This is a genomic window from Limnofasciculus baicalensis BBK-W-15 (assembly GCF_024178385.1).
Classification (GTDB): domain Bacteria; phylum Cyanobacteriota; class Cyanobacteriia; order Cyanobacteriales; family Coleofasciculaceae; genus Limnofasciculus; species Limnofasciculus baicalensis.
This window is the reverse complement of sequence record NZ_JAMZMM010000169.1, coordinates 1-13,029: the sequence shown is the minus strand read 5'-3', so window position 1 is coordinate 13,029 and position 13,029 is coordinate 1. Positions and strand designations below refer to the sequence as shown.

Genomic DNA, 13,029 nt, shown 5'->3' with positions numbered 1-13,029 from the left:
TCACGCCAATTTGAGTACAAATATGGCGTGAGGCTTCCGGCGAAGAAAGCTAACTGGATTGCGGATTACTTCTACAAAATAATGTATAAATGAGGAGGAAATTTTGAGGGAAATAGCTTTGCAATTGTACTCGCAAAATCTTTTTACTTTCGGGCAAGCGCGTCGCCTTACTAATTTATCTGTTTGGGAGTTTCAAAAAATCTTAGCCCAACGGAACATTTCTCGTCATTATGATGAATCTGATTTGCTGGAAGATATCGCGACTATCGCTAAAATATGACTGTTTTTGACAATATACAGTTTAAATCATCCACAGATTATCTTCTCTTAATCCCCACTCTTCAATAACCAAAATCCCGTGTACGTCATCCCCGAATCATCCGGTTGTACTAACAAGAAATGTAACCCCTGACTCCACTCTTGACGCTCTTGATATATCCGTGCTGCTGCGGCTACTTCTCGATCTTCAAATGTTGCCACTACCCATCTATCTACCAATCCCGCCTCTAAAATTAGTCCATCAGGCGCACCGGGGATATAATTCAAAGCGACAGGTTGCACTTCTGCTAACCAACGGGCTAATACCATTGATTTTCTCCCGCCATCAATTACCACTCCTGGTATAGCAACTGTTGATGGCAAACTTAAATTTAGAGGTAAAAATTCCTCTGGCATCTGGAAAATAGGAATAGCGCGATCGCAAAATGCCGCCTCCATATCTCCCGCCCCAATAGCAGCAAATCGCCACCTATCCCCCCAGAGGTTTTCTGACAAGGGTAATGGGGGCGGTTTGTCAAGAGCAATGGGATGATAATTTTCTCCGCTATAGTTATTTTCCTGTGGGTATTGCAACGCTCTCTCTTGTAATTTTTGCTTCAAGGCTAGAGTACGTCGCGTTGCTTCTACTTTAATACCTAATTTTTGTCCTGCTGAAGCGAATAAAGTTAGTGACTGGGGACGAAAGACTTGAATCGCGTCTGGAAATCCGGTTTTAGCTGTTGCTACCTGTAACTGAGTGACTAACCATTCAACATTGACATCCGACTGAGGAGATAATGCTTGATAGACTAACTCGCCTATTATATTACAAATGAATAACTCCCACAGGACTTTTCCCTCTAGATTCCGCAGAGGACGCTTGTAAAAATCAGCTTGCCAAACCGTCATTTGTTGTTTGTTGTTTGTTGTTTGTTGTTTGTTATTTGTTATTTGTTATTTGTTATTTGTGGTTTTTCAAATAACCAGCAACTAATAACCAATCTTAATAAGCACCATCCTTATTCATAACTGCCGCAATCGTCTTGAGAATGAGCTGTAAATCGTAAATAACAGACCATTTTTCCTGATAATCCAGATCCATCTGAACAATTTCTTCAAAATCCGTTACGCTGGATCTTCCATTGGCTTGCCATTCGCCCGTTATTCCTGGCTTAATATTCAATCTTTGCCAATGATGAGGTTGATACTTCATCGCCTCATCCACAGTTGGGGGACGAGTACCTACCAAACTCATGTCTCCTGTAATAACATTCCAAAATTGGGGTAATTCATCCAAGCTAGTGCAACGCAAAAAACGACCAACGCGGGTAACGCGAGGATCTTTGTCATTTTTGAAGATATATCCTTGTGCCTGATTGGTAACTAGATGTTGGATGCGATCTGCTTTCACAATCATAGAGCGGAATTTCCAGATGCGAAAGGGTTTACCACCGATACCACAGCGAAGTTGGCTGTAGAATACTGGACCTGGATTATCTAACTGAATTGCGATCGCAATCGGGATCGCGATGATAGCAGTCACAGCCAACCCAACCAAGCCGCCGATAATGTCAATGAAGCGTTTGAGCTTGTTGGTGGTTGAGGGATGGCTTGATTGAGCCAGTAGATCTCCCTGCCTTGGGTAATGGGCAATCGGGGAAATCACTGAGTAGTAAGATAGGGCACTTGATGTGGTAATCACGGTTTGGAGTCGGTTGTATTACAGGTCAATAACATGTCAGTCAGTCATATCCCTATCATATTGACCTTCCCAGAGAAAAAGCTAGTAGATCTCCCCCAACTTTATCAACTCTTTAAATTTCTACCCCCTTTTGTGAAGATTGTATGAAGCCAGTGCTGTTTTCCTTTTTTGCTATGCCCAGAGGAAAATAATCCACACTCAGCGTATTTTGACGTAGATTGCGCTGTTAGTCGTACTAGCGTATTACATTGAAGGGGGGGCTTATGTGCGGCAATTTTCATAATCCCCGGTAGATATTGCTCCATCATCATCAAGTTGGTATAAACCAAATCTTTTATAGTATCAGCAGTGAGGGATTTAGGATTAATAATACTACTAGTTTTATAGCGAATTTCACCATCACTAAAGTCTAGGTCAAAACTACCGAGAATTTGACTATAATTTATTCTTAGTAGAAACTCGCCTATACCCAAGGCGGCTATCCCAACTCTTCCCCTAATTATTACAGAACTTACGCTCATACTCTATCTGTAGGATGGGTTACCCTCTGTTAACGCACCAGCAACGCTTTCAACCCAAATGGCACAAAAAAGGTTCCTCAAAAGCGTGATGAGTATTAGATAAAAGGACATCCAAATACTGAATTAAATACTCGTGCTGCTCCAGATTAAGGCGATAAAATTGCTCCCCCTCAACAGCTACTGACGTTTCCGATAAATCGCCATCTTCACTAACATCACAAACAGAAAAAAGTCCCGCCGCAGCAACTTGAGCATAATGAGGATTTTGACACGATGCTTCAGATAACCAGTTACTATAGTCTATTGAAGGGACAAGACCTGATGGTAGCTCACCTTTTATAAATGAGAGGAGGCGATTGTAACAAGCAGCGGTGTTCAAACCCCGACGCTCTAATAATCCCAGAATTTCCTTAATACTGTAGGCGCGACTGGAATAATTACCTCTATTATAGGAAAAAGCTCGTAATATTTCTAACAGGATAAAATAGTCACTGTACTGCTGTTGCTCCTGATTTAATACTTGGGGATAAAGAGCAAAACTTGCCAATCCTCCTGCTATCCCATTCGGCAAATCTGCCTCTTGAATTAGGGTGGCATTGGGTAATTTTTGCTCAAGCCATTTTTTCATAGTTGGGAAATTACTGCTACCGCCAATACAAATAACTCTGGTGATTTCTGTTCCCAATACTTTCCCTTCAACTAATAGCGCGTTCAACTCGCGATTTATCTGCTCGACAAAGGGAACAATAACGCGAGATTCAAAATTATGACGCTTTACCAGCCAACGATTAGTACCTAATTCTAAGGTAAATTCCGCCTTACGTTGTAAAATTAACTTCAGGTATCCACAAGCTTTGAGAAGTGCTTGCCCAAAGGGTGAACTTTGCAACTCACTCGCAGCGCGATCCCGTTTTTTTAGTTCAGGTTGATTGGGTAAAGGTATTTCTAAATCCGGATTCAAGGAAAGCTCTTTTAGTTGCTCTTCAGACAGTTGAGGATAAAGCAATTGCCAAAAAATATCTTGCTCGATAGCATTACCCCCATAAGCCCAACTCCGAAGCTTAAAACTGGTGTTGGTTAAGTATTCCAAATTATTTGGCAGATCTACTAATGCCATTTCCGTTGTAGTTGCGCCGCAGTTAATCGCCAGGGTACAACCACACCAAGGGGTAGAGTTTTGAGGAATGAGTTTTGAGTGTAGGGGCGAATCGCTATTAGAATCTCTAAAAGCTGCGAGGATAGATGCGATCGCATCTTCCAAGAAGAAAATCTGGCTAATATCCTGGATCAGCTTGGCTTCGATAACAGCTTCCCGTAAATTAACCTGATAAGTATCTCCCCAACTCTTCGGACAACTTAGCACCACACCCTCCAGTTGCCCCAATGCCGCAGCTAAGGTTTCCGATTCTAAGCCAACAGCTCCTACCTTTAGCGGTACATTCTGTTGAGTATTGTATGGTGTCAAGGTTGCTAAAATCGCCTGTAATGCCCATCTTACCCAGTAGAGAGACACAAACTGTTGTCCCGGTAACTGCAAAGTTGGTTCCCACTCATGATTCTCTTGACTGTAGTAGGGAATACCTATTTTTAAATATGGTTTAAAGTTTTGCAAATATATTCCTGGTTCCTTTGCTAATAGAGATGCTAGGGAACCAACAACTACTGATGCAACAGGTGTTTCCAGAAAAAGCTTACTCGTACCAGGTCCAGAATAGGTTGCTGTTGGTAAGCGAAACATAGCTTCGCAGTCAATCCGACTAGCGAATTCTGGATTCATTTTATCCAAGTTATTCCACCAATAAATCTGGTATTGATCGCCCGTTGCTCGATTTAGTATAGCAGCAGAAATAGTAGTAGTTCCGAAATCAATTCCTAAATACCAGACAGCTTTATTAGTGTCTTTTTCTATCTGTAGCGATTGTGGAAACATTTGTTGTTGGTTGTTGGTTGTTGGTTGTTTGTTGTTTGTTGTTTGTTGTTTGTTGTTTGGAATCTTGCCCATAACCAACAAGGGGCTGCCATCCCCTTGCCCAGGACTTTTGATTAATTCTCATCGAAAAACGAGAGGGAAACCCCTGGCTTTTAGACACGGTTCGGAACGCGGCTGCGACTTGAGTCGCCGTCAAAATAGTGGAAATTGTCATCTTCTGGTCTGTTCTACCCATTACCGCCTTGGAGTTGCTCGACTCGGTGTACTTTTGTAATGCACTTTCAATGGGACAATTTCCATTTCAAGCGTCTTCATCTTCAATAAGAGGAAGCGGCTCTTCTAGCATGATGTCATCCTCTACCACATATTCAGTACCAAAGTCAAGAAATCCATTGGAAAAGAAATCGGCATCTAACTCAAATGATTCAGGGGTTGTCGGGATAATATCAAAATCCTCTACAAACTCTGCATCACTCACTTCCCGATCTAAGTTTGCTAGTTGGCTGGTTGAGGTATCAGTTTCTGGAAACACTAAGTCGCTAGTTGTAGTACCATTCTCCCAATTAGGAAACGAAAAATCATCCTCAGAAAAATCCTGGAAGGCAAATTCTTCCCAATCTTCTGCTAATAACTCCTCCGATGTCGAAAATGCCTGGTTTGGCAAAGAAGCTAAATCCGTTGTTTCGGTTGGGGTAACTGTTGGCGATTCCCAATAGGGATCGAGTAATGGTTGTTCATCAGGATTAGTAATATCTTGAGTCTGAACTTCTTCAAAACTATTAAGATCTTCACTAAGCTGATCTAAAATATCTTCCTCTAAGCTAATTTCCTGCTCGTAATTCCCCGTTAATTCATCGATTGCTAGCAAATCTTCATCCGGTGAAGCGGCAATATAGGTATCATCAATGGTAGGGGTTGGTGCTTGACTATCAAAGCGTTCCTCTATTGACCATTGTTCTTCCCTAGTCGTAAATGTTTGGGGAGTTTCGCGATGGAGCAGAGCGCCCGCAACGCTCTCACCTCGATCGTCACCTAAACCCATCTCGTCTAACAAATCTGTTAATGCTCTAACGGTTTCTACATCTTCTGATTCCCTGGCAGTTTCTGGTGAATATTGAGACTCTCCAACTAAACTAGATCTTAGCTCAGGCGCAGTTTCAAACACTGAATCGTCAAATGATACAACTTGCCACGACTCATGTTCATCTGCCATTGGTTCTACCAATGGTACTAATGGTGTTGACTCGATTGGTACTGGGAGATCTGTAACTCCTCCAAATTGAAAATCTCGATCTTCATAGAAGATTGGGTTACTCAGTGTAAAATCATCTGTGGGAGTTGTAAAATCTGTCTCATCAACCGATGTCTCTAGATCGTCGAATTCAATCTGATTCGCTAGATCGAAGTCATATTCATTGAGATTAGCCGGATCGCTGAAATTCTCTGTATTGAACAGATTATCATATAAATTATTGATGTCGCGATCCCAGGGTTCAATCCCCAACTGAAGTTCATTAACTTCTGTTTGCCATCCTGATAAAGAGCTTGCTTCTGGAAAAACTTCCGCCCCCGGCTCGAACATAAAATCGACAGATGGATTCTCTGGAGGATTTATTGTATTGCTACTCTCAACTGTAGGCAATGATTCTGGAGGAGTTATATCTAGCTGGATGAATGTATCTGTCTTTTCACTTTCATCTAAATTATCTGTCTCTATTTCTTCGATTGGTTCCCAATCTTGGGAAATGAGGTTTTCCAGAGCAGGATCGTCAGCGGTTGGTTTTAATATAACAGGGATTAAATCTGGGATCTCGCTAATCCGATTGGGAGTAACTGTGGCATCTTGATAAATTGTATCTAGACTCAGAGTAACCGATCGATCAGTCCCGGACAAGGGATTAGGCTGTGGAGTTAAGGTTAAAGGATCTACGCCAAGATTATCTTTGTTGGCGATTTGTCCTGTTACTTCTAGAGTATCTAGAGGCGGTTGTGTCTGAGATGGAATGGGATTGGTAGCTATGGGGGCTGTTTGGGTGCCATCAGACAATTGACTTGAGGATGCCAGAGTGGTTGCACCTTGTTGTTGAGATAACTGAGATAGGCGATTCACCAAGGTTGTAAACAGAACTTCCCCTTGAATCCCTAATCGGTGCATTTTGTCAAGTTCTTGGGATAAGGAATTTTGATAGGTATAAAGATTCCGCTGTAGGGCATCAAAGATAGCTCTTTGGTTTGTATCCAGATTAATCAACATGCGATCGAACTGCAATTCTGTCTGTCGCATTTGTTCAAGACGCTCTTGCGGTGGAATCAGAGTCACGCCCCTGTTGGGTGTAGCTTCTGTAGTCGCTTCCTCCCTTCCCTGTTGTGCTTCCCAAGCTACTAGTATTTGAGCTAGCTGCTGAGTTAAGGTTTCGCTAGAACGGCTAATTACATCTTGGGCAATGCGATCGAGGGATTCCCGTCTCGTATTTTCTAGCTGTCGAATTTCTTGAACGATCGCATCCCGCTCTTGGCGTAGCGCTACCAATTCTGCCTGCAACGATCCTGTGACACCAGCACGAAGACTCTGTACTTCTTGATTGACAGCTTGCCGAATCTGTTGTACTACTGACGGGTGAGTGGGTGGTGTGTTTGTCGGTATTTGGGCTGTTGTCCCCAAATTCTGTTCAATAGAAACTAAATAGCTGCGAACTCTTTCGAGCACTTGTCTCCCCGCTTCACCCGCCCCGGACCAAGGGAGACGGGAGCGAAGCTTGGGGAGTATGCTGTCAATATCAGCTATCAGAGATTGAAGATCCTTCTCTTGAGTCACGGTTGAACCTTGAAGAAAATAAGTACAGGAAGGAGTGATGGCAATCCGTTAATTAACCGCCTGCCTTTAATGTTATAGCGATTGGGATAAGCTTTCAGCTTATTGAGTGCCAACAGATTCTCCTTTGGTGGCTAATCTCCAGAATGAGCAATGCTTTTACTCTCACCGCTATACCTGTACTGAGGTTAGCGAGAGTCTCCAAGAGGGAAGAAAGATGATAGACTGTGTTTCCATTCCCATTCGATCGCCTTAATCTGTGACAGGGTTAGGGATTGAGGACACCCCTAGTGGGGTAAGCATCAGGAATTGGGAGATAACACTTCCACTGACCAAACTCGGTTCTTCTCAAAGGATAACGAGATGCTAGCTCTACCATGTCGCTATCGATATGCTAGAAACATCCTCAATTTTTTAACACGGTGACTCATCATATTTCTCCAAGGCGTATACAATGGGGTTTGGCTCCATGGATGACCGATAGCTCTCACACCACATGAACTCCAATGTTAATGACTTGATTTGCACAGCTCCTTTTTTTGCTGGCTTACCTGAGATGACAGTGCAGCACGCCACTGCTCATGTTGTCACTCGCAAGCATCCGGCAAATCGAGTAATTTTGCTGGAGAATGACTGGGGTGGCTCTGTTTACTTCATTTTGGAAGGCTGGGTAAAAATTCGCACTTACAATCTTGATGGCAAAGAGGTAACTCTCAACATTCTCGGAAAAGGGGAACTCTTTGGCGAAATGGCGGCGCTTGATGAAGTACCTCGTTCCACTGATGTGATTACTCTAACTGAGACAACGATTGGTAGCATCCCCGCTCAAGATTTTGTCCATTTAATTCATAATGAACCTCTGGCAGGTGTCCGTCTGTCTCAGCTTATGGCAAAGCGCTTACGTCAAGTCAACCGTCGTCTCCGCCTCCGGGAGTCTGATAGTACGTCGCGCGTTGCTGATACGTTATTGTTTTTGGCAGAGGGACAGGGAAAACTCAAGCAACAAGGAACAGAGATTCCCAACTTACCTCACCGGGAGTTAAGTAGTCTGAGTGGGCTAGCGCGAGAGACAGTCACGCGAGTGCTAACTAAATTAGAGAAAAAGGGGTTGATTGCGCGAGATCACGATTTGATGATTATCCCTGATGTGCCCGCTTTAGAGCGGATTATTGCCTAACTCGGAAGTGGGGGGGAGTTTTGAGTTTTGAGTTTTAATTCAAATCTGATACAGCAGATTGCAGGTTTATGAAGTACACCCCAGAAACCCGGTTTCTTTGAGAAACCGGGTTTCTATATACCTCACATACCTGAAAATTGCTGTAATTCAAAACTGAGAATTCAAAACTCAAAACTGAGAACTCTTCAGGATGCAGTGGTGTTAAGCTTTCCAAGAATATTCTGGATGATTTGTATCCCTGTAATTGCCTGCCAGCCAAATAGTCCCAAAAGAGTGACATTCAGGGCAATGTGAGTGTAACGTGCCCATGTCTTACCTTTCTGCATAAAGGGTGTCAGGGAAGCAGAAGTAGCGATTAAGCCAGTCATGCCCAAGCCAACGATTAAGTGGGCATCAACAAATAGTTTGCCATTGTTAATGTAACTCACACCCATTGCCCCAATCGCAGCGATTACCATAAAGGACAACAGTGCAGAACCAACTTGATGGTGCTTAACGTTATACTGACCCTTGATCAGCTCTTTCTTTTCATCCCCTTGAGCTGTTCTAGTCTTTTGGATTTTGATACCCAGATAGAGGGCATAAATAGTGAGTGCCAGGAGTCCCCACATTACCAAGGGGTGAATAAATTGAGCATAGACTTTAATGGATTCTAGGTTCATAGTCTTTTCTGAGCGATTTAAGTATATTGACAAAACTTAACATAACATAACCTTCGGCGGAAGGTGCGATCGCGTTATACCATTTCCATGAGGATAGTATCTGAATTTAGCACTCGATCGAGACACTCTCAATGACCTCAAAAACAGACTTATTACTACTCAAAGCCGCTCAAAGTGGCAACTTGACTCAAGTCCAAGCCTTGCTAGCAGAGGGGGCTAATATCGATGCTACAGATCGAGATGGCACAACGGCGCTGATGTTTGCTGCTCAACAGGGCTATACTGAAATTGTACGGTTTATACTACAAACAGGTGCAAATGTCAACCAAACGAGAAAACTATATCGTCTGACAGCTTTAATGTTGGCAGCAGCAGGCAAGAAAGTTGATGTTTTGCAAACCTTGATTGCTGCAGGTGCTAATGTCAATGCCCAAAATGATGATGGTAGTACAGCACTAATGGTGGCAGCCCATAAAGGTCATCTTAAGGTAGTAGAAATTTTGCTAGGTGCGGGTGCCCAGGTAAATATCAAAGACAAGGATGAAGATACTGCCTTGAAGCTAGCTGCCGAGACAGGTAATCTTGATCTTGTCCAAGTTTTGCTAGAGGCTGGTGCAGATAGTAAGGAAGAAGCATTAACCTTAGCTGTTATCGCAGGTGACAGCCAGATGGTAGAACTATTATTAGGGCAAGGAGTAAGTGCTTCAAACTCGAACTCCGATGGAAGAAGTCCCCTAATCCAAGCGGCTGAACTAGGAAATCTAGCCATGGTTCAGTTATTATTAAGGGCTGGAGTTGATGTTAACAGCCAAGATAATGAGGGTGAAACAGCTCTCACCTTAGCAGGAGACCAAGGTCATACAGAGGTTGTCCAAGCATTACTAGCTGCTGGTGCTAGTCCAAATCTTCCCAACTCCACTGGGGGAACAGCTCTGATGGCAGGAGCCGCAGGGGGTTATCTTGGCGTTGTCAAAGCTCTACTAGATGCTGGTGCTGATATCAATGCCACAGACGAGAATAATGAGATGGCGTTACATCTTGCGGCCGTCGAAGGTCATGGGGAGATAGTAGCTATTTTACTCCAGCGGGGAGGCGATCTTGACGCTAGGAATAAAATGGGTGACACACCTCTTATGCTAGCCGCCTTACACGGTTACACTGAAATTGTCAGGGATTTGCTAGAAAAAGGAGCATCCTGCAATGCGATAAACCAGGGAGAAACGCCTTTAACCTTAGCACTATCTGGAGGTAGCCTAGAAACCGTTAAGGTCTTGCTAAAAGCTGGCGCAGATGCGAATATACGAGGCACTGATGGAAAAACTATCTTAATGAAGGTAGCAGATAGAGGGGACACTGAGCTAATGGAATACCTATTAGATGCTGGTGCTGACGGGAACCTGATAGATAATGCTGGTGCTACTGCCCTAATGTGGGCATCTCATCGAGGTTATACCAAAGCGGTACAAATTTTGTTAGATGCTGGTGTAGATGTTAATGTAAAAAATAAGGGTGGTTACTCCGCCTTGATGATTGCAGAATTCAATGGTTATCCTGAAGTCGTGCAAATGATTGAGGCAGCGGCAGCAAAAGAGTAATTTACCTCTGATTTTTGGAGAATTTTGGTTCAATAATAGGTCTCACGAGCCGATGCTAATTAACGAATTAATTCCCAATAATGAGCTATTGCTAGTTAATCCACGACGTCGGGGTGGTTTAATTATTTTCAAGCGCTATCACGCCGAATTTGCCGGACCTGGTGCAGCAGTAGGAGGACAGTTCGATCTCGATTGTCAGGAAGTGCTGCCAGTGGGAAATCTGTCATTAATTCCTCCCGAATCAGCCGATGAGCGACAACGGGCTTACTTGATTCGGCGACAGTGGATTCGACTGATTAAAGAGATTACAGAGAATCACGATCCTTTGCAACGCGCTCGGAGGATCTTAGAACAATTTGAGGGTTTTTTTAATAGGGAGACGGTTGCTCAAATACCTGATGAAGCTTTGGCGCTCTTAGTTGGAGTCTTCCCTCATACAATTAGGATATGGCGGCGTGACTTTGGTAAATCAGCTTGAGCTGATAGTTATCGCAGTTGCCAAGGTGGTTAGGGCATTGAAAAACGCTAAAATACATTCATAGCAAGGATTTCAATTTTGACTTTTGACTTTTGCTATAATAAGGGGTTTCGCGTCGGGAACAGTCACGGTAATGCTATTTAAAAAAAACAACTTCTTCCTCCCTTCTTTATCAAGCCATACATTTTTCCTTTTACCGATCAGCTTTTTACTCTTCGGAGGAGGATTAATGGGCTGTGGGAATATAGCCCAGCTTGGCAATAATACGATTAAAATCAGCGATCGCTCTGTGAGTGTCACCAAAATTAGTGATATCCAACCGAATCCCCAGACTGATACCAAGATTTACCTGGAAGGGAAAGTCACCACAATCGCCCCATTTTTAACTGGGGGGGCTTATCAACTCCAAGATCCTACTGGTAAAATTTGGGTAGTTACCAACCAAACTCTTCCTAGTGTTGGTGATGAAGTTGCGATCGCAGGTGAGGTAAAATTTCAAAGTATTCCCATCAGCGGACAAGAAATCGGTGAAGCATACGTTCAACAGGAGGAACAATTAGAGCATAAATCCGGACAACGGGAGGAATCGGTACAAACAAGCAATAAGCAATAACCAATAACCAATAACCAATAACCAATAACCAACAACCAACAACCAATAACCAATGACAAATCAACCTGTTGAAGTTGCGATCGCAATTTTATACCGTTCGGGAAAGTTCCTCATGCAGTTGAGAGATAATATTCCTGGTATTCTATATCCTGGTTATTGGGCATTTTTTGGTGGTCATATTGAACCAGGGGAAACGCCTGAAGATGGTGTGAAGCGAGAAGTTTTCGAGGAAATTAGCTATATCTTACCAGAAGTGAGTAAATTTCGCTGCTATCAAGACGAGCGAGTAATGCGCCATGTTTTCCACGGACCTTTGACGGTGGAGTTAAATCAACTAGTTTTGACAGAAGGTTGGGATATAGGTTTGTTGACACCAGAGCAAATTAGATCCGGTAGTTGCTATTCACAGAAAGCGGAGCAATTCCGTCCTCTTGGACCTATTCATCAGAAGATTTTGCTAGATTTTATTGAGATAATGGGCGAGTAATATCATCTCCGGTTAATATGGTTCGTAGTAAGCACTTTAGTGCTTTGAATAGAGGAATAATAGGCACTGAAGTGCCTACTACAAACAAGGTTAACTGGCAATTTATGCAAAAATCAACTACCTAAGTCGCACTTATCACCAGATGGCAAAGAATCTGGTCGATGTCCGTCTGGATAAATGGTTGAGCAGTCTGAATAAGCACCAGAGAGGTCAATATTTTGGGTGCGAAATAGGTTTGCACCGCTCAATTGTGCTTCGTTTAAGTTAGCCTTTGTTAGGTTTGCACCAGTCAAATCTGCTTTGGTTAAATTAGCACCTCTGAGATCCGCTTTAGTTAAATCTGCCCCTTGCAAATTAGCACCCTCTAGATTAGCACCCTGTAAATTGGCACGGCGTAGACTGGCTCTAAACAGATTTGCCTCTTGAAGATTTGCCCCCAAAAGATTTGCCTGATAAAGTAGGCTGTTAATCAAGTCGGCTTTCTGAACTTGAGCTTCCTGCAAATTGGCTTGACTTAGGTTAGAATAGGGCAGGTATATCTTTTGCAAGTTGCTGCCAGTGAAATTAATTCCTTGTAAATTTGCTTCAAATAAGTCACTTTCACTTATATCAATTCCATTAAAGTCTCTTCTACCGCTAGCGTACTGAGACAGTAACTCTATTGCACTGATTCTCTCCATTCTCACTTTTTGTGGAAAATGTCAATCCGTATTTGTGCTTAACTACTTCTTTAATGTAAAGCACTGTATCGCAATACACAGTATTTCCTAACTTTTTCTTTAGCTTTGTAAAGA

General features: G+C 42.9%; 12 protein-coding genes and 1 pseudogene. 6 read left to right on the top strand and 7 right to left on the bottom strand.

Features of this window, described 5'->3' with window-relative positions; translation table 11 throughout:
* The first annotated feature begins 103 nt into the window (after positions 1 to 103).
* Complete coding sequence (locus NJ959_RS16725; protein WP_256529321.1) at positions 104 to 280, top strand: UPF0175 family protein; 177 nt, start codon at positions 104 to 106, stop codon at positions 278 to 280.
* A 47-nt stretch (positions 281 to 327) separates the two neighbouring features.
* Here the strand turns inward: NJ959_RS16725 and NJ959_RS16720 are convergent, their stop codons facing one another.
* From NJ959_RS16720 to NJ959_RS16700, 5 genes are all read right to left on the bottom strand, one after another.
* Positions 328 to 1,167 carry a Tab2/Atab2 family RNA-binding protein gene (locus NJ959_RS16720; RefSeq protein WP_254012873.1) on the bottom strand — a complete coding sequence of 280 codons (840 nt, stop codon included), beginning with the start codon at positions 1,165 to 1,167 and terminating at the stop codon, positions 328 to 330.
* 94 nt (positions 1,168 to 1,261) lie between these two features.
* Positions 1,262 to 1,924, bottom strand: coding sequence for a sugar transferase (locus tag NJ959_RS16715; protein WP_373693669.1), 663 nt, complete (start codon positions 1,922 to 1,924; stop codon positions 1,262 to 1,264).
* 140 nt (positions 1,925 to 2,064) lie between these two features.
* Positions 2,065 to 2,481 carry a type III secretion system chaperone family protein gene (locus tag NJ959_RS16710; RefSeq protein WP_254012872.1) on the bottom strand — a complete coding sequence of 139 codons (417 nt, stop codon included), beginning with the start codon at positions 2,479 to 2,481 and terminating at the stop codon, positions 2,065 to 2,067.
* Positions 2,482 to 2,530: 49 nt separating this feature from the next.
* Entirely contained in the window at positions 2,531 to 4,411 is a 1,881-nt protein-coding gene (locus NJ959_RS16705) for an acetate and sugar kinases/Hsc70/actin family protein (protein WP_254012871.1), read from the bottom strand.
* A gap of 301 nt (positions 4,412 to 4,712) precedes the next feature.
* Positions 4,713 to 7,226 (bottom strand): hypothetical protein, encoded by a 2,514-nt coding sequence (locus NJ959_RS16700; protein ID WP_254012870.1) that lies wholly within the window; start codon positions 7,224 to 7,226, stop codon positions 4,713 to 4,715.
* A 493-nt stretch (positions 7,227 to 7,719) separates the two neighbouring features.
* Between NJ959_RS16700 and NJ959_RS16695 the strand changes: the two genes are divergently transcribed.
* Positions 7,720 to 8,400, top strand: a complete 681-nt coding sequence (locus tag NJ959_RS16695) for a Crp/Fnr family transcriptional regulator (protein WP_254012869.1) — start codon at positions 7,720 to 7,722, stop codon at positions 8,398 to 8,400.
* Between the two features lie 185 nt (positions 8,401 to 8,585).
* Here NJ959_RS16695 and NJ959_RS16690 read toward each other — a convergent pair whose 3' ends face one another.
* On the bottom strand, positions 8,586 to 9,062 hold the full coding sequence (locus NJ959_RS16690) for a DUF4079 domain-containing protein (protein ID WP_254012868.1): 477 nt from the start codon (positions 9,060 to 9,062) through the stop codon (positions 8,586 to 8,588).
* A gap of 131 nt (positions 9,063 to 9,193) precedes the next feature.
* Between NJ959_RS16690 and NJ959_RS16685 the strand changes: the two genes are divergently transcribed.
* The 4 genes and pseudogenes from NJ959_RS16685 to NJ959_RS16670 all read left to right on the top strand — a co-directional run bounded on the left by NJ959_RS16685 (position 9,194) and on the right by NJ959_RS16670 (position 12,235).
* On the top strand, positions 9,194 to 10,657 hold the full coding sequence (locus NJ959_RS16685) for an ankyrin repeat domain-containing protein (RefSeq protein ID WP_254012867.1): 1,464 nt from the start codon (positions 9,194 to 9,196) through the stop codon (positions 10,655 to 10,657).
* Positions 10,658 to 10,733: 76 nt separating this feature from the next.
* Positions 10,734 to 11,135: pseudogene (locus NJ959_RS16680) on the top strand (hypothetical protein); the annotation flags it as partial.
* Between the two features lie 133 nt (positions 11,136 to 11,268).
* Positions 11,269 to 11,748 carry a hypothetical protein gene (locus NJ959_RS16675; RefSeq protein ID WP_254012865.1) on the top strand — a complete coding sequence of 160 codons (480 nt, stop codon included), beginning with the start codon at positions 11,269 to 11,271 and terminating at the stop codon, positions 11,746 to 11,748.
* A gap of 52 nt (positions 11,749 to 11,800) precedes the next feature.
* Positions 11,801 to 12,235 carry an NUDIX hydrolase gene (locus NJ959_RS16670; protein ID WP_254012864.1) on the top strand — a complete coding sequence of 145 codons (435 nt, stop codon included), beginning with the start codon at positions 11,801 to 11,803 and terminating at the stop codon, positions 12,233 to 12,235.
* Between the two features lie 113 nt (positions 12,236 to 12,348).
* On the opposite strand, the gene NJ959_RS16665 is transcribed toward NJ959_RS16670, so the two are convergent.
* Positions 12,349 to 12,915, bottom strand: coding sequence for a pentapeptide repeat-containing protein (locus NJ959_RS16665; protein ID WP_254012863.1), 567 nt, complete (start codon positions 12,913 to 12,915; stop codon positions 12,349 to 12,351).
* Positions 12,916 to 13,029 lie beyond the last annotated feature (114 nt).

Coding starts and splice junctions, on each gene's coding strand:
- NJ959_RS16710 (WP_254012872.1), bottom strand. CDS start 2,481: ATGAGCGTAAGTTCTGTAATAATTAGGGGAAGAGTTGGGATAGCCGCC.
- NJ959_RS16690 (WP_254012868.1), bottom strand. CDS start 9,062: ATGAACCTAGAATCCATTAAAGTCTATGCTCAATTTATTCACCCCTTG.
- NJ959_RS16675 (WP_254012865.1), top strand. CDS start 11,269: ATGCTATTTAAAAAAAACAACTTCTTCCTCCCTTCTTTATCAAGCCAT.
- NJ959_RS16685 (WP_254012867.1), top strand. CDS start 9,194: ATGACCTCAAAAACAGACTTATTACTACTCAAAGCCGCTCAAAGTGGC.
- NJ959_RS16705 (WP_254012871.1), bottom strand. CDS start 4,411: ATGTTTCCACAATCGCTACAGATAGAAAAAGACACTAATAAAGCTGTC.
- NJ959_RS16670 (WP_254012864.1), top strand. CDS start 11,801: ATGACAAATCAACCTGTTGAAGTTGCGATCGCAATTTTATACCGTTCG.
- NJ959_RS16695 (WP_254012869.1), top strand. CDS start 7,720: ATGAACTCCAATGTTAATGACTTGATTTGCACAGCTCCTTTTTTTGCT.
- NJ959_RS16720 (WP_254012873.1), bottom strand. CDS start 1,167: ATGACGGTTTGGCAAGCTGATTTTTACAAGCGTCCTCTGCGGAATCTA.
- NJ959_RS16665 (WP_254012863.1), bottom strand. CDS start 12,915: ATGGAGAGAATCAGTGCAATAGAGTTACTGTCTCAGTACGCTAGCGGT.